This is a genomic window from uncultured Rhodoblastus sp., assembly GCF_903903185.1.
GTDB lineage: Bacteria > Pseudomonadota > Alphaproteobacteria > Rhizobiales > Beijerinckiaceae > Rhodoblastus.
This window is the reverse complement of sequence record NZ_CAIUXT010000133.1, coordinates 1-16,695: the sequence shown is the minus strand read 5'-3', so window position 1 is coordinate 16,695 and position 16,695 is coordinate 1. Positions and strand designations below refer to the sequence as shown.

The 16,695-nt window shown below is 57.5% G+C and carries 10 protein-coding genes and 2 pseudogenes; 7 read left to right on the top strand and 5 right to left on the bottom strand.

Going from position 1 to position 16,695, the window contains the following annotated elements; all coding sequences use genetic code 11:
• Window positions 1-51: 51 nt before the first annotated feature.
• The 5 genes and pseudogenes from QZY01_RS12055 to QZY01_RS12035 all read right to left on the bottom strand — a co-directional run bounded on the left by QZY01_RS12055 (window position 52) and on the right by QZY01_RS12035 (window position 5,944).
• Window positions 52-519: a hypothetical protein gene (locus QZY01_RS12055; RefSeq protein WP_294537485.1), complete on the bottom strand. Its 468-nt coding sequence runs from the start codon at window positions 517-519 to the stop codon at window positions 52-54.
• 507 nt (window positions 520-1,026) lie between these two features.
• Window positions 1,027-1,713: pseudogene (locus tag QZY01_RS12050) on the bottom strand (vitamin B12-dependent ribonucleotide reductase); the annotation flags it as partial.
• Window positions 1,714-1,808: 95 nt separating this feature from the next.
• On the bottom strand, window positions 1,809-3,926 hold the full coding sequence (locus tag QZY01_RS12045; protein ID WP_294537483.1) for a UvrD-helicase domain-containing protein: 2,118 nt from the start codon (window positions 3,924-3,926) through the stop codon (window positions 1,809-1,811).
• 339 nt (window positions 3,927-4,265) lie between these two features.
• Entirely contained in the window at window positions 4,266-5,003 is a 738-nt protein-coding gene (locus QZY01_RS12040; RefSeq protein WP_294537481.1) for a phosphohydrolase, read from the bottom strand.
• A complete protein-coding gene (locus QZY01_RS12035; RefSeq protein ID WP_294537479.1) occupies window positions 5,000-5,944 on the bottom strand; it encodes a DUF3991 and TOPRIM domain-containing protein in 945 nt (314 codons plus the stop codon). The genes QZY01_RS12040 and QZY01_RS12035 overlap by 4 nt, the downstream gene beginning before the upstream one ends.
• A gap of 435 nt (window positions 5,945-6,379) precedes the next feature.
• On the opposite strand from QZY01_RS12035, the gene QZY01_RS12030 reads away from it, so the two are divergent.
• From QZY01_RS12030 to QZY01_RS12000, 7 genes and pseudogenes are all read left to right on the top strand, one after another.
• Window positions 6,380-7,171, top strand: coding sequence for a DUF1186 domain-containing protein (locus tag QZY01_RS12030; RefSeq protein ID WP_294537478.1), 792 nt, complete (start codon window positions 6,380-6,382; stop codon window positions 7,169-7,171).
• Between the two features lie 223 nt (window positions 7,172-7,394).
• Window positions 7,395-7,577 (top strand): annotated as a pseudogene (locus QZY01_RS12025) (hypothetical protein); the annotation flags it as partial.
• Between the two features lie 866 nt (window positions 7,578-8,443).
• Window positions 8,444-9,850: a glycosyltransferase family 4 protein gene (locus QZY01_RS12020; RefSeq protein ID WP_294537476.1), complete on the top strand. Its 1,407-nt coding sequence runs from the start codon at window positions 8,444-8,446 to the stop codon at window positions 9,848-9,850.
• Complete coding sequence (locus QZY01_RS12015; protein WP_294537474.1) at window positions 9,843-10,937, top strand: glycosyltransferase family 4 protein; 1,095 nt, start codon at window positions 9,843-9,845, stop codon at window positions 10,935-10,937. The genes QZY01_RS12020 and QZY01_RS12015 overlap by 8 nt, the downstream gene beginning before the upstream one ends.
• A 4-nt stretch (window positions 10,938-10,941) precedes the next feature.
• The gene (locus QZY01_RS12010; RefSeq protein ID WP_294537473.1) at window positions 10,942-12,168 is read left to right on the top strand and encodes a glycosyltransferase family 4 protein; all 1,227 of its coding nucleotides are present in this window, start codon (window positions 10,942-10,944) and stop codon (window positions 12,166-12,168) included.
• Window positions 12,165-13,319 (top strand): FkbM family methyltransferase, encoded by a 1,155-nt coding sequence (locus QZY01_RS12005; protein ID WP_294537471.1) that lies wholly within the window; start codon window positions 12,165-12,167, stop codon window positions 13,317-13,319. The genes QZY01_RS12010 and QZY01_RS12005 overlap by 4 nt, the downstream gene beginning before the upstream one ends.
• Before the next feature lie 768 nt (window positions 13,320-14,087).
• Complete coding sequence (locus QZY01_RS12000) at window positions 14,088-16,226, top strand: glycosyltransferase (protein ID WP_294537469.1); 2,139 nt, start codon at window positions 14,088-14,090, stop codon at window positions 16,224-16,226.
• Window positions 16,227-16,695: the final 469 nt, after the last annotated feature.

Here is a 16,695-nt window from a genome sequence, read left to right as displayed (position 1 = left end):
TTTGTCGCGAGGCTTCCGCCCGTCCGATTGCTCGTCCAAGCCGCTCGCCAGCTACCAGATCAATCGACAACTCTCTGGGTGAAATCTTCCTCCACTGGTGATACGCGCCGTCGGGGCGCACTGAATAAGATGGGCTAGCAGCAGGAAGAAAAGAGCTGCTTCGACGGACGGAGGGAAGCGGCCGAGATGGGGATCGATCTCGCCGATGTCTTGGTTGAACGTCATGTTCATAAACGGAGAGGCGCGCGCCTCCGGTCGAGGATCGAGTTCGATTTCTTCGTCGACAACCAGCCAGTGGAATTGTGCTAAGAGCTCTTGGTCGAAAGTCTGCTTGGGAAAATAGCGGGCAAGACGCGAGGCATCGAACAGGCCCGCCAATTCGGCAGCGCTGAATTTTGCGACGCGGGTGCTGCCGAAGTTCAGCGCTGGAAGGTTGTCCGCCAGATCCAGCGGGCATAGATGCCGCCGCAGCGTGGTTTTGCGTTTGTAGGCCTCGTCGATCGCGTTTGCGGCGATCAAAGGGTGAAGGGCGAGTTCAGCGCAGTTTCTTGGGAGCTGACACGGAAGCCCTAACGAGCGTAGCGCCGTGCTTAACGCGAAGATTGGCCTGGGGCCGCCAAACTCCTCTTGGCATATATCGCATAGTGCGACGAAGCTCGGTTCCTTTCTAAGGTTATCCGGACCTGGGCGCGGGATTCGCCAAAGCGCTTCGACCGCAGCGATCAATGAAGAACTTGCTGGCATCAGGTTCGCCTTGCCATGACTAAGGCAGGGCGATCGATCAAATCGTTGAGGTGGCTTTTGTACGAACTCATGACCTGGGCTTTTTAACGACGGAGACGTTGAAGCAGACTTGGCGGCGGGCTTGAATCGCCCGCCGCCGGTATTATTTAGAGCTTTCGGATTACCGCGCCAGTTTTCCCTTATTTTTCAACGGTACTGAAAAACCATGTTGAAAACTGCGGAACGAATCGGGGGTTTTGCGGAAAAACCGGGTTGATCAAATCATTCCGCTCTCGCAGACCCTTAGCTACACCCGGTTGTTGAACCGCAGACATCGCACTTGAGGCATGTGCCGTTGCGCACAAGCGTGAAATTCCCGCAATCCGGACATGCTTCGCCGATGTAGCCTTTCTGGCGCGCTTCGGCGCGGCGCTCGGCGATCGAAGGCTGGGATGGGTTCGCAGCACGATCGGAAGGCTGATCGTGTTCGGCGGGCGCGGGAGACGTGTCGGCGCCGATCGTCAGCGGGACGTTCGATCGCGTGAAGCCTTTGGAGATCGCGGCGATGTCCGTCGGCCGGAAATGCTCGTCTGGATCGTGGGCTGGCGGAATATGCGCGAGGTCGTCGCGGCCGAGGTACGAGACCGCCAGTTCGCGAAAAACGTAGTCGATGACGGATGTCGCGTTCTTGATCGCGTCGTTGCCCTCGACGAGGCCGGCCGGCTCAAATCGCGTGAAGGTGAAGGCGTCGACGAATTCGTCGAGCGGCACGCCATATTGCAGGCCAATCGAAATCGCGATGGCGAAATTGTTCATGAGGCTGCGAAAGGCCGCGCCTTCCTTGTGCATGTCGATGAAGATTTCGCCGAGGCGGCCGTCACCATATTCGCCGGTGCGCAAATAGATTTTGTGTCCGCCGACGCGGGCCTTTTGCGTATAGCCTTTTCGGCGCTCGGGAAGACTTTCGCGCACGATCAAACGCTCGATTTGCGGAGCGGCCAGTTCGGAGCCGGGATCGGTTTCGCTGTTGGGGCTGGGTGTGTGGGCGTTCATTTTTATCCCCTGAAATCTTCGACGGTATGGCGTCAAAAACCGCGCATGCGCGCGCCGAGAGCGCGCAGTGCGGACGCTTTTTGGTGGGAAAGGTGAGGGCGTCCGCCGCGATCGGATTGGCGGACGACGCGAGCTTTGGCGTCTTCGGGAATGTCTTCGATGAATGGCGAGGGCTCGCTCGGGCCGCGCCGATATTGCGCCCAGGAAATCGTCACGTGGCGTTTGCCGCGCGTCAGCGCGACATAGGCCAGCCGGCGTTCCTCGTCGGCGTCGCCGTAAGTCGAGGGAATGATCCCGTTTTCGAAAGCCGGCAAAAAGACGTGGTCGAATTCCAGGCCTTTCGCGCGGTGCATCGTCATGAGGCGCACGGCCGGGGCGGCGCCTTCGCTGGCCCGGTTCGTCGCAAGCGCCGCATGATCCAGGAGTTCGCGCGCCGAATGGAAGCTGGAAGCCAGAGAGATGAGTTCTTCGAGGTTTTCCAGCCGGCCCGCCGCTTCTTCGGCCTTGCTGGCTCGCAGCAATTCGCGATAGCCGCAGGCGTCGAGAAGCAGCGAGATCTGGTCGGCGAGCGAATGCGAGGGATCGGCGCCGATCCGCCGGACCTGATCGGCGAACTTCAATCCTTCACTCCGGGCTTTCGGAGGAAGGGAAGCGGTTTCGAGCGCGGTAAGGAGCGAGACTTCGCGAAACGAGGCCTCGTCTTCGACCGTTGCCAGCGCCTGGGGGCCAAAACCGCGTCGAGGCTCGTTGATGACGCGGCGGAATGCCTCGTCGGACTGACGGTCGTCCGGATGTGTGGCGAGGCGAAGGTAGGCGAGAGCGATCTTGATTTCCTGGCGGGCGTAAAAGCCGACGTCGCCGACGATCTCATAAGGGATTTTGGCCCGCATGAGCGCTTCTTCGAAAGCGCGGGAGAGGACGTTGGTGCGATAGAGGACCGCGATGTGGTCCCATGCGGCGCCTTCTCCATGTTTGACGAGAATCGCGGCGGCGAGGCCAAGGGCTTCGGCTTCCGCGTCACGATAGGTCGCGAGCGCGATCGGATGGCCGGCGCCCAGGTTGGTGAACAGGGTTTTGCCGAGGCGGCTCTTGTCGCCGGCGATGACCGCGTTGGCGGCGGCCAGAATATGCCCGGTCGAGCGAAAATTCTCTTCCAAACGAACTTCCGCCGCGTCGGGGAAATCTCGCGTGAATCGGCGGATGAGGCTCACGTCCGCGCCGCGCCAGCCATAGATCGATTGATCGTCGTCGCCGACCGCGAAGAGGCGCCGGCAATGGCTCGCCATGGCCTTGAGCCAGGTGTATTGCGCGTAATTGACGTCCTGGTATTCGTCCGCCAGCACGGCGACGAAGCGCGAGGACCATTGGCGGCGATATTCATTGGTGTTCTGCATCGCCAGGGTCGGCCAAAGCAGCAGATCGCCGAAATCGGCGGCGTTGGCTTCGCGAAGGCGTCGCTGATAGATCGCGTAGACTTTCGCGGCGTTGCGAAGGACCACGCTTTCGATCTGTTCGCCTCGGTGCGCGGCTGCGGCGATGATCGCGTCGATGCGCGTTGCCGCGGTTTCGGGCGTAATGAGTTGGTCCTTGAACGATGAGATTTTGTTGGCGATGGCCTTGACGGGATCGCGACCGCCTCCGGTCTCGACGTCATTGGCGAGGTTGAGCGCTTTCATCACGCGTTTGATCAGCAGGTGGCTGTCGCCGGCGTCGAGGATGTCGAAATCCTTGCGCAGGCCGGCGACTTCGGGCGTGGCGCGAAGCTGTCTGGCGCCAAGCCCGTGAAACGTGCCGAGCCAGTTGGGGGCGGCGTGTTCGTCGAGAGCGGCGCGGATGCGCTCGGCCAATTCGGCCGCGGCCTTGTTCGTGAAGGTCACGACAAGAATGCGAGAGGCCGGGATTTTCTGGATTTCGATTTTGTGGACAACCGAAGCGGTGAGAGTCGAAGTCTTGCCCGTGCCCGCGCCGGCAAGAACGAGCGTAGAGCCAGGGTGCATTGCCGCCTCACGTTGAGCGGCCGTGAGGCGCGCGGCGAGGGCTTCCCAGGCGTCCGGAACGCTTTGCGGCGGTTCGTTGGCCATTATGGCTTGGTATTCGTCCCAATCGGGGCCGTCGATTGCTTCAGGCAGATATTCGTCGGGATCGGGCATGTCGGTGGCTCCGCGCGAGGGCGTCGGTTTGAGGGCTGAGTGTGATGCGCTTGCGTTCGCGGAGCGCGGCTGAAGGAAGCCTTTCTCCATGCCTCTCCGCAAACGTCATCCACACACGGGAACGATGGCGACGGGGCAAGGGCGCGCGGCACGCGCGGGAGCGGAGCGACGCACCCTTGATTCGTGGGCGGCGATCGCGGTAGCGGCCCGTCTTTCCTTGCCGCCATTTTTCTTGGGGATTTTTCTCAACTGTCGTCGCGCCCGATGATATCGGAACGAGGCTGCCGCCAAAGTGCGCGAAGTCGAAATCGTCTCCTGCATCGCTTCCGATTTGCAGCGTCAGGCGTTTTTGACTGCGTCCTGCAAGAGCTTCAACTTCTCGAGAAAAAGCCGTTCGGCGAGCGTCGGCGGCCACGGCTGCCAAGGCGCCAAGCCTTCCGGCGCGGAAATGGGGCAATCGGAAAGGGGCGCCAGTTCGATATTGAGGACGTCTCGCATGTCGTCGAGCGTCCAGCCGACGACGTGGAAGGCTTCGGACGCGGCGGCGAGACGATCGGCGTGCTTGTGACGCGCGTAGGTTGCGTCCGACCAGAGATCCAGGTCGTAACGTTGGGCGGTCGCTTTTTGCAGCCGGTCTTCGAGATTGCGGAATCTCGCGCCGAGCTCGGGTTTGAGCGGCGCGATCGGATCCCAGCCGAGCAAGCCTTCGGAAGCGTCGTGCAGCAGCTCGCGCAGGGCTTCGCGCGGGGTCAACACCGCATTGGCTTCGCCGATCGCCAGCACCATGAGACTGTGCTGGGCCACGGACAGCGGGAATTGCCATTTGGTCGCGCCGCCCCATCTGCTGATGCGGGCGAGATTTTGGGCGACATCTTCGTCCGTCCAGCAATCGGGTTGCGGATCGAGCAGGTCGAGTTTCGCGCCGGAGCGAAACATGACGACCGCGCGCGGCGGCATCGGGTAAAAGGTTTCGACGGGCGCTTCGTCACTTCGTGGCTCGATCCGATCAGCCGGAATCCCCATTTTCGCTTTGAGATCGTTGAGAGGCGGAAAGAGCGAAAAGTCGAGCAGTTTCATTGAATTTGTCTCCTCGATTTGAGCACGTCGTTCCAGTCCTGGCCCTCGATCTCCGGACGCAGGCGGCGAAACGGAACGCCAATGTTTTGGGCGAATTCTTCGTGGCGCGCGGCATAGCGGTCGCCGGCGGCGTTGGCGTCGGTCGCGCTGTCGAACCGCGCGTTCGGCAAATTCTTGATCGAGAGAAGATGCGCCTTGATCGCCTCGATTGTGGCCGGGCCCATGCCGCCGCCGGTCGCCGCGTAAATCGTGTCCTCGTGCAGATATTCGAAAGCCGCGAGGCTGAGGGCGTCGATCGGCGCTTCCGCCAGGACGAACCGAGAGCGCCGGCGTTTATTGTCGAAGGGCAACACGAACAGCGACTTGGCGCCGCCGGTCAGCGAGCCTTTATAGGTCGGGCCGCGAACATCGACGTGGATAACGAGGCCGCTGGAATCGCGGTGAGCGAACCAGGCCGAGTCGTGCGGTCCTTCTCGGACCACGTCGCAACGCGCCGCTTCGAAAAGAACGTCCTCCGACAAACCGCGGCCCCAAAGGTAGCGCCAGGCGTTCGAGTGCCGGCGCAGGCGCGGCCGGCGCGCCCATCTCTCGGCGACCGGAAGGGGAGCGTCGCCTCTCGCTCTCGTTCGGCTGGCCGGCGTGAAATCCGGTTGCATTCCGGCAAGTGGGCGCAATACTTTTCGCACCTCACCGAAATTGAGGCGCGGTTCGAGATGCTGGACCAGGTCGAATACGTCGCCCTTGGCGTCGCTGTTGGGATCCCACCAGCCGGCGCCTTCATGGGTGACGACGACGATCTCGCCGCCGCCGCGACGGTATTTGAGGCATCGCCGCGAGCTTTCGCCGCAGTCGAGACGCCAAGGCGGCGCGGATTTTTCGAGCACGGTCGCGCAGCTGACGCCTGCGCGCAGTTCTTCAACTTCTCTCTGAGGATCTTTCATCTGCTCCTCCCGGATTGGCGCCGGGCGGCTCTCTCGAGCCGTTCAAATTTTCCCTGCGATCGTCTTGCGTCCGACCGCGAGGCGGCGGCGGGGCAAGGGCGCGCGGAAGGCGCGGGAGCGGAGCGACGCACCCTTGCGGCGACGGCGGCGTTAGCGGTAGGGCTGGCTTTTGCGGGCATTTGTTCCTGGCTCATGGTTTTTATCGGGAGCCAAGGGAAGGCGCGGGTGGCGCGAAGTTCTAATCGTTTTTGTCGTAATCGTTGTCGGCGGCGCACGCGCTCGATCTAGGTCATCGATCCTGGTGTTGGCGCTTGCGATTTGGACGGCGCAAGCTGACAAGAAAAACAATCATGCGATGGCGCGAATTCGCTGACTTTTTTTCGCGGCATCGACTCCGGGGTGAGAAGCGCTGAAGACCAGGGACGGGACGTCATCATGACGCCGGAAGAGATTTTTCGGGAATTGTCCAAGCGACATGAGGAACCGCCGGTGCGCGCTTTGGAGGCCGCCCTTGAGCGGCGGACGGAGGTCGCGCCGCTTATGCTCGCGGAAATCGATCGCCTTCTCGCTCAATTCGAAGAAATTTTGGAAAAGGCCACGACCGACAGACAGTATCTCTCTATGGTCAAGAAGGCGCTGCGGACACCTTCTCCGCTATTTTATGGCTTTTTGCTTGCAGCGGAATGGAAGCAAACAGAGGCCTATTCTCGCTACGTCGAACTATTGCGCTGGCCCCTTGCGGGACTGCCGAATCTGCTTTCCGAGATGGTCTACGACACTCAGGGCGCTCGCGTGATGGCCGAGATTTTTAATGGCGATCCCGCGCCATTGTTTACGCTCTTGCTCGATGAGACAGGCAGCGAGTCAATCCGCTTCTGGCAGTGGCGGACGCTCATCCTGCTCGTGGAGCGCGGCGCGCTCGACCTGGACACGCTACGCCGGTTTCTGGTTTGGGCATTCGACGAGCTCGAGCAGGAGCCGGAACAGCATGTATGGGTCGGATGGGAAGCTGTCATTATTTATTTCGGGCTCGACGATCTCATCCCCCTGGTCGAGCAGGCCCATGCGGTTCAGCGGATTCGCGACCGAACGCTCGAGGATTTTCGCGCGGATTACGACTATGCGCGCGCGCATCCGGATCAGCCGATCAAGGGCGATGCTTTTGTTCCCTTCAAGGGTTTGTGGCCCGAGGTGGATTGGGCGGTTGCAAACCGCAAAATCCTGTAGGTCGTTCAGGAGAAACGTGGGCCTCGTCCGTGCCGCGAAATCGACGGGCGAAACCAAGCGAAGGTGCAGCGCTAATTTTGTCGCGCCGTTCAAAACCTCATCAGAAGGCGCGAAAACAAAGCTTTGGCTGTCGGTCGGGCAACAAGGATGATCGTTTTCGCGGAAGGTTTTGGTTTCGACGAAAATCCGGCCATCGCGCACGGAGACGTCCTGCACCTGGCCGATGGGCAGAGCACCCATAGGAACCCTGGTGAGCCGCCCGTCCTTCGTTGTGAAAACTTCCACAGCAGATTTCGACGGCGGACGCCTGAATTCGGACGGCAGCGTCATGCTACTTACGATAGCGGTGCGGCGGCTCGGTCTCGCCGAAACTCTGGCCCTCTGTTTCCCGGACCGGCGCGATCCGATATGCCCGGTTCAATCTTGCAAGATGAATGGCACCGACCCCAACGCCGGGGCCAAACAGAAACTGGAGCGAACCGCCAACCGATGGTCCGACAAGGACATCGAGGTGCTGGTGCCGTGGAATTTCAATCCCGATGACTGAACGGCGCCGAATGGGCGCTTAAGTAAGAGCAATCGTAAGAGCGATCTTTCACCAAATAAGCCATCAAAGGAAGGTCGCCGCTCCCGGAGAGATACGAAGCTTGCGCCACGCTGGCCGGCGCAAGGATAAAGCGGCAAATTTTACAACTCTCGATTGTTCAATAACAAATACACAACCTATTATCGTTTATTGGCGTTGATTCGAGGCGCTACCTGCGGAGGAACGAATGCAGCGGAGAATCACTGAACTGGCAAAAATCGCTTTAATTGATCTTTGTTACGCTCAACCCGACTGGTACACTTTTACGCCGCCACTTGGCACATTTTGTCGCCGCCGTTGACAGTGGTGGCTTTTTTGTTTTAAAAAAGCTTCGCGAGAACTTGCGAAAGGGTTCCATAATCGGCCTTACGGGAATCAAGCGCGCTTCTGACGTATCGTGCGGGTTATCTGAGGAGCGCGCATGGCTGGGTCGCCGGCATTCCATTCTCCTCGTCGCTCATTGGCGAGGCAGGAGTGACGCAGTTGCTGACCTACGGGGAGCAAACTTTGAGAGCCGAAAACCCGGCTCAGGTGGCCGGCTTCATTTCGGAATGGTGGCCGGCATCAAATCGGAATCACCGGCCGGATTAAATCGGAATTCGCACCCAGCGCCGGATAACGCTCAATAACTCCATGTTGATCACTCCAAAGCCCCCCGCTGAAAACGGCCAGGGCGGATTCAAAACATGGGTCAATTCTTGGTGGAAATTTCCTGCGTAGCCGGGTCAACTCTCAATGGAACTCAATCCAGCCGCCAAAATCGTCATCTGGAGGCTCGGCGAAGCGCCAAACAGACGCCAAAGGATCCAAAATGGGCTGAAAATCGATATTCAGCTCCTCATGCCCGCCTCACCCAAAATTCCATCGCGAATTTTGGTGAGGGCTGCGTTTGTAAAATCTTATTTTCTGAATTAGAAGCGCACAATACCACTTCAAGGTTCAATAAAATGTTGAGTTTCCAGCACCTCCCCTTGCCGCACGGCAAGGAGACTTATTTGATAATTTTAACGTCGTCCAACCAATTGTATTCTGGAACCGGGACGGCTTTGTTCGAATGGATTCGTCACGCGAAGCATGTGTTCGATTTCGCCATTTGCATCGATAATCTGGTCGCAAGAAATTATATGATAGCCCGTGATTTTTGCAGGGCCGAAGGACTTCGTTTTCTCCCTTGCGGGCCGGCTCGGCGATTGGGCGCGCCCGATCCGGGCGTTGCGGATGCTCAGCGCCATGCGGCTTCGGGCAAATGGGCGGTGATCGAGATCGTCAGTTGGGCCAATGCCGCGACAAATTTCGATGTCGTCGAGGCTTGTGCGCCCGAGAGCATGCTGGTTTTCACGCCTCATACGCAGCCGGCCTGGACTGTTCCAGGTATTGAAGAAAATGCGTTGCTTGAGCCGGTCTTCAACAGGGCTTTGACCAGGGCCGATGTGGTCTTTTGCGTTTCGCCGCTCGAGGTAGATGTCGTCAAGAATCGAGTGCCGGGCGCATTCGCCCTGTACGCGCCAAACGGCATCGACGTTGAAACATTCTGTTTGTCGTCTCATCCGCGCAAACGACAGATCCTGATGGTCGCGGATTTTGCCGAACCGCGCAAGCGCGTCGATCTCGGCCTTGCGGCTATGACGCGTTTCATCGGGCTGAATTCTGACTGGGGCGTTGTCATTGGCGGGCGCGGTTCGGACGCTGTCGCTATTCCCGAATCGCTGAAAGGTTGTATCACAAGGGCCGGTTTCGTTTCGCGCGACGAGCTTGTCGCCCTTTATCAGCAATCCGCGATGTTCGTTCTGCTCTCGGACTATGAAGCTTTTTGCATTCCTCTCGCAGAATCCCTTGCTTGCGGCACGCCGATCGTCACCAACGCGACACAAGAATTGCTGTCGCTTTATTCCGGTCAGCGGGGATGTTATCTGGCGCGCAACGACGATCAGGCTGCGGTCGACGCCGCCATGGCTGCTGCGGCGCGTGACGATGCGCATCTGGAGATTTCCCAGGCGGCTCAAGCGAAGTTCGCCAGCAATGTCGTCTACCAGATCAAGCTCGACTGCATCCTCGGGATGCTGGAGCGGAACAGGGGTCGGAAAATTGCCTAAATCCGCGCTTCGCATCTTGCATGTGACTCCCTATTATTTTTCCGAGCAGTCGGTGATCGGTGGAGGCGAACGTTACGTCAACAATGTCTGCGCCGCAGTGCGAATCGCGTCGCAAGACCCAGAAACGCGGAGTGACGTTCTTTCGTTTGGTTCTTCGGCGCAAACCATGGCGATGGGATCGGCAAGCGTTCTCAATATTCTTCCCGCCAGCGCGGATCATCTCATGTCTTGTGCTGGAGCAGCCTTCGACAAATTGATCGACGATTACGATGTTGTCCACATCCATCAATGTTTGCTGCCATTCGGCTTTTTCGTTGCGGCGCGGGCGCGCATGGCGGGGAAGGTGGTGATTGGCACCGATCATGGCGGCGGCGAATCGCCGCTGCTGGAGATGTTTCCGGTCGTGGGCGGCATGTTCGATTGTTTCCATGCCCAATCGCAATTTGCGGCAGCCGCCTTCACCCAGATGAAAACGCCGGTCGAGGTCATTCGCGGTCCTGTCGACGATCTCGCCTTTCCGATCGATTTTCGTCTGCGCGATCCCGACAAGATTGTCGCTGTCGGTCGTATTCTTCCTCACAAAGGCTTTGAAGAGGCGATCGACGCGCTGCCTTCCGGCCGACAATTGACGATCATCGGCCGCAAATATGACAATCGCTATTTCGACTTCCTCCAGGGGCGGACCGGAGGCAAGAATGTCGTCTTCGAGACGACGCTCGACGATGCGGCCGTGAAGGCGCGGATTGGCGGCGCTGGCCTGTTTGTCCACACCGGACTGCACCGGAGCTATGATGGAAATTTTCATGCGAAGCCGGAACTGCTGGCGTTGACTCCGCTGGAGGCGATGTGTTGCGGGACACCCGCTGTCGTGAGCCGCGCCGGCGCCCTCCCGGAACTCGTTTTTCTGGATGGATGCCGCGTCTATTCGGACCGCGACGATCTCGCGCAACTGATGGGTGGGTTTCGCTCGGGCGCTGGCGCGCCCGACCCGGCGGAAATCAACGCCGACGTCGTCGCCAAATATGGCCTGAAGCAATTCGGTCTTGCCTATCTGAACTTGATCGAACGATTGATCGCGGGAAGCTGAACCGATGCGCATTCTCATTGTCTCGGAGCTATTTCCGCCGGAGTTTATAGGTGGATATGAACTGGTCGCCCATGAACTCGCCTTGCGCCTCAGCAAGGCGGGTCACCAGGTCGCGGTCGCTACCTCGCCTCTGGTCAATCACACGCGTGATCCCGACGAACCGGGTTTTGCTATTTATCGGACATTGCAATGCACGTGGGTGTCTTTGCACGGAGGTGAAGATCAGAGGTTCAAAATAAAATTCGTGAACCTGAATAATATTTTTGCAATATCGAGCATCGTTGAGGAATTCAAACCAGACCGCCTCTTCTTGTTCAGTTTATCTGGGCTTGGGGCTTATGGAATTGTCCTTTTTGGGTATCTGGTTGGCTTGCGTCCAATGGTTTACCTAGGAGATAATATTTTTATGGTGTCGGATTCTGATACAGCTGCCTTGAGAGACAAGTATTATGATGTCTTTCGCGCTCGGGAGGCGATGGCGAGCCTTCGCATTCTCGCGGTAAGCGAAAATGTCTATCTGGAAACGAAAACGGCGATCGCGACGCCGATACAGGAGCCTGTCTATGTTCCCGGCTGGGTGGAGGACACGATCCCGCCGCATCGCCGCAGCTCAAGCGAGACCATGCGTTTCGTCTTTTCGTCACGCGTTACGCCGCATAAGGGCACCGATATCCTGATCGACGCCGTGCGCATCCTGGTCGAACGGGGCGACAGGAATTTTCAGGTGGACGTCTATGGCGGTGGTCTGGCGCCGCAGTTCATTCAAAGAGTTCACGCGGAAGGGCTCTCCGCCTATATCAACTATGTTGGTCTTGTCGAGCGCGATGAAATGGTCCGGCGCTTCGCCGAATATGACGCGCTGGTCTTCCCGACATGGCAACGCGAGCCGCTCGGGTTGGTCCCGTTCGAGGCTGCGGCGCAGGGTTGCATCCCCATTGTCACGGCCCAGACGGGGGCATGCGAATGGCTGACCGAAGGCGAGTGCATCAAGATCGAGCGCAGCGGCTTTGGCTTGGCGGGTGGAATGCAGCTGATCATGCATATGAGCGGGGATGAGCGCGCGGCGATGCAAGCGAGGGCCTGTCGGAATGTACGGCGATATTTCGGCGCGAGCCGCTGGTTCCCGCGTATCGAGCGTTTGATTTCCGAACCGTCAAATGCCGTCCGGACAATGACCCCCCGCATGGCGCGAGACGTAATGTTCACCATCACGAGAGCCTGGAATCCATGAGCACCGATACAAATGAAATCAAGGACCAGTTCCGTCGCCTGATGAAGCGTGGGAACGGCGAGCCTTACTTCAAACGCAAAATTCGGAAGTTTTTTTGGCGTTTCGTCGGGCCTTTTCACGAATTGACAGTGAATTGGGTGGCCCCGTGCATCGACGGCCGCGTTCGGGAATTGGAACAAGTGGTTTTGGGACAGAGCGACTTCGTTCGCGCCACGCGCGCTGAGCTTTTGGCGACGACCCGCCGGCTTGGGGAAATCGACGACGCCATGACGGCCAACGCGATTCATCTGGACAAGGTTAGAAATGCGGCAACGATCCTGCCTCGCTTCGAAGAGCGGCTCGATTTGCTCGAAACCCATCTGAGAAATGTTCTGGCCACACAGGTCAAAGACTCCTCGGCAAATTCATTTCCGATCGGCGCCGCCGTTTGCGTACCGACCGATTTCGGTCCGATGATCATGAAGCCCAATGATCTCATCACGGATTTCGTCAAGCGGGATGGTTCCTGGGATCAGCATATCCTGCCATGGATAAAGGCCGGCGCGGAAAGAGGACTTTTGGCTTTGGACGCCGGCGCGCATGTCGGCACATTGGCCTGCGCGATGGCGACATGCTTTTCAACTGTGCATGCCTTTGAAGCCAATGCGCGGACATTCGGCTTCCTCAGCGCCAATGCGATTCTGAGGCCTCCAGGCACCATTTTTCCGCATAACGTCGCGCTGTATTCGCACGAAACAACGCTTTCGCTTGCAGCGCCGGAAAAGCAGGAGGTCGCCATCGATACTCAGGTCGATCTTCAAATAGCGTTCGACCGAGTGGAGAACACTGGCGGTCTGACCTTCCTTGTGGACGGTTCGAACGTCAGCAGCATTCAGGCCGTGCCTTTGGACTCTTTCGGCTTCAAGGACGTCGGATTCATCAAGATTGATTGCCAAGGTTCAGATGGGAGGGTGCTTCTGGGCGCCAAGGAGACCATCCGACGGTGTCGACCCATCGTCGTGTTTGAGTGGGAAGCCCTGCTTGCCGAGCCTCACGGCGTTTCGTTCGAAGCAGTGGAAGCCCTGTTTTCTGAACTCGGATACGAATTGCGTGTGGCGAAGGAACACAACGAAAAGCAAATCGATTACGTGGCGTTGCCATTGGATGCATGAGAGAAAAAAGACCGATCCTTTTTTGGCGCTCCTCAAGAACGCCTTTTGGCGACGCAGTAATAGTCGCCTGTGAAGAACGGCGCTCACGCGACGATTGACTGATTTTGGTCGTCAATCTGGAGGGCCCTGGCGGCCCAGATCGCAGCGAACAAAAAAGCCAGCATATGCGAGCATGGCGGAGGAAGTTGTAGCCGGCGGCGGCGAGCACGGCGTTGATCGCGTCGCCTTGGGCATGGGCGAGGTGGTTTCGGCCCATCCGGTGCTCGGCTTTCAGATGGCCGATCGCCGCGGCGGATCTGGTTGGGGTTGCGCAGTTGGGGCGAGCGCGGCGGCGGGAAGCGTGGCTTTGAACGTCAGGCGCGATGCTTGAAGCGCCAGCTTTCATTGCCGGTTTCGATGATGTCGCAGTGATGGATGAGCTGCGCCAACTCGGCCAGCGTCTTCTCGCCCCAACGCCACTTTGGCCTTGAAGGCTGGTGCGTGGTTCCGGCGTGTTCTCTTCGTCATTTCAGCTCCTGATTTGCGGCGATCCTCGCCGCTGTCAGGCAGAAAAGCCAGTTATCGTTCTCTGTTCATACTCCCCGAGCCAGCTCTTGCAGTCCCATTTCGTGTGACTTAAGCTCTCAAACTCGTCCATCGCGAAACTTCCTTCCGAGTGCTTGGCTGCTCACGTTGGAAATTTCGTGGTGGGCTCCCGGAAACGTCAAACTTCTACTGCCACCCCGTCAGTAGCCGGCGGATCTCCCCATTGGTTTAGGATCCACATTTATGAATTTTGATGATTTCATTGAAAGGCCAGATATGAAGCACGCCAAAAAAATTTTGGTGATTGTTCCTATTTACAAGAACGTAGATCTCATTCCGGGTCTCTTTCGGTCGATCGCTGCTGCCGAAGATGAATTAGCAACATTCGATACAAAGGTCCTTTTCATAAATGATTCACCCGACGACCTAAACGTCGCAGCGGCGCTCGCATCACATCTTTCGTATCTTCCCAACAGTTGCGACGCCGCCGTGATAGCCAATGAAGCCAACCTCGGCTTCATTACGTCTTGCAACAAAGGTTTGGAACTCGCACTCGCCGAAGGTCGCGACGCCATACTGCTCAATTCCGACGCCTTGTTGACTCCGGGCGCAATCTTGGAAATGGCTGAGCTGGCCTATGAGGATCCGCTCATTGGGTTCGTCAGCCCCCGTTCCAACAACGCCACGATTTGCAATTCGCCTTACCCTGACCGCTATCGAGAGCTTGGTGTCGATGCGGCCATTGAGGCTCATCGCTATATCGAGCAATTTCTCCCGCGCATGACATATGTGCCGACTGCGGTGGGTTTCTGTCTTTACATTCGTCATCTCATGCTCCTCGAATTCGGCATGCTAGATGTTAGCTATGGACGCGGATATAACGAAGAAAATGATTTCATAATGCGATGCAATCAACGTGGATATCGCGCCGTTCTGGCAAACCACGCATTCGTTTATCACTTGGGTGAGGCGTCTTTCTTATTGACGCAAGAAGGACGCGATAACATAGAAGAAGAGAATCGCAATATATTTATTAAGCGTTATCCGGAATACACGAGATCTGTCGAGCGCTATTTCAACAGCGTCGAATTCAAAGCGCAGTCGGTCGTCTCAGGCCTCATTCCTGACGAGGATGGGCGACTTCGGATCTTATTCGAATGTTCCAATCTCGGGAGATTACATAATGGAACATCCGAGTTCGCCAAGAAAGTGATCAAGACGTTCGTCGACCAATTTGCTGATCGATATGCTTGCTTCATCCACTGCAGCCAGGAAGCATTGAAATTCCACGGATTGGATTCCATCAACGTTTTGAGCCAGATCGATCAATTGGACGGGTTAGCTCAGGCTTCTCCTTTCGCCGCAGCGATCTGTCTCTCGCAACCCTTTTCCAAGCAAGATTTGACTTCGATCGCGCGGCTCGCTCCTGTGACTGCCTTTGTCATGCTGGATACGATTGCGATGGACTGTCAATATATAGACACATTCGATCTAAAACGTCTTTGGGATTGGATGCTGCAAACGACAGCGCTCATCGGCTACAATAGCCGGTTCTCGCGTGACCAATTCCGGCGTCGCTTCGACGTGCCTGAGGATGTCGTCGAATTCGTCGCATTCCACTCCGTCGACACGCGCGACTATCTGCCTCAGAAAGTAAGGCTCAAAGGCCATGGAGTTGCTTCATCCATGGCGACGCCGCTGCGGACCGGCGACTATGTTTTGATCGTCGGCAATCATTACAGTCACAAGCACGTCCGTGACACTCTGTCGCTGTTCAATCAGATGGAAAATCCCCCGCCCATAGTCGTCTTGGGCCTGCATATCGAGGATTCGATCATTCGCGCGAGCTATCAGTCGGGAGAACTCAGCGACGATCTGGTTGAAAGTCTCTATGCAAATGCCGACAGCCTGCTCTTCCCGAGTCATTACGAAGGATTCGGCTTCCCGATCATGCATGCGCTGAAATATCGCAAGCCCGTCATCGCGCGCGATTTGCCTGGCGCGATGGAAATCAAGGCAGGCGCTGTTTCCTCGGTAAATATTCACCTCTTTGCAACGACGCCAGAAATGGTGGCGTTTGCGAGCACGCGTCCGTCGTGGATCGAAGCGGATAACGATAAGTCCGACCCCCCACATGATTGGGATGCATGCGCCGTGGCGTTGGAAGAAGGGTTGAGCAAGGCGATTGTGACATTTCAATTCACTAAATTGCGCACTCGCCTATCCATTGCCGAACTCATCGGTGACGAAATCCTGCGCGATGCGGTGCCGGCCAAGTTGCTTCGCGCATCTCTAGTGGTGAAATTGCGTGCCGTTTGGAGGCACCCATTCAACAAGCAAAAACGCCGCCTATTCCGTAATACGTCTATTCACGGAATTTAGTGGGTGATTTTGGGGTGATTTCATAGCTCCGGCAAGCCAAAATTCAATATTTTGAGCTCTATATGGTCTATTTAGAGGCCAGAGGAACACTTTTGATGTTTCAATTGTGGAGATATCCTAAGCGTCATTATCTCCTAAATTATTTGGGGGATATCAAGGGGAATTTAAGCTTAAATCCTCCTCGATAGACTCCGAAAAACGCGATGCAGATCTTGAAAAAATAGCAAGTGTTTAGTTTTAGGGCCTTTTTCGGCGTCCAAAGCCGCAAGAAACGCCCTGTAGAGCTGGCTCGGGGAATCTGGACGGAACGATGAGTGGCTTTTCTGCGTGACAGCGTCGATGATCGGCGCGCATCAGGAGAGATTATGACCAAACGACCGCGCCGGAACCACACGCCGGCTTTCAAGGCGAAAGTGGCCCTGGCCGCCCTGAAGGGCGAGAAGACGCTGACCGAGCTGGCGCAACAGTT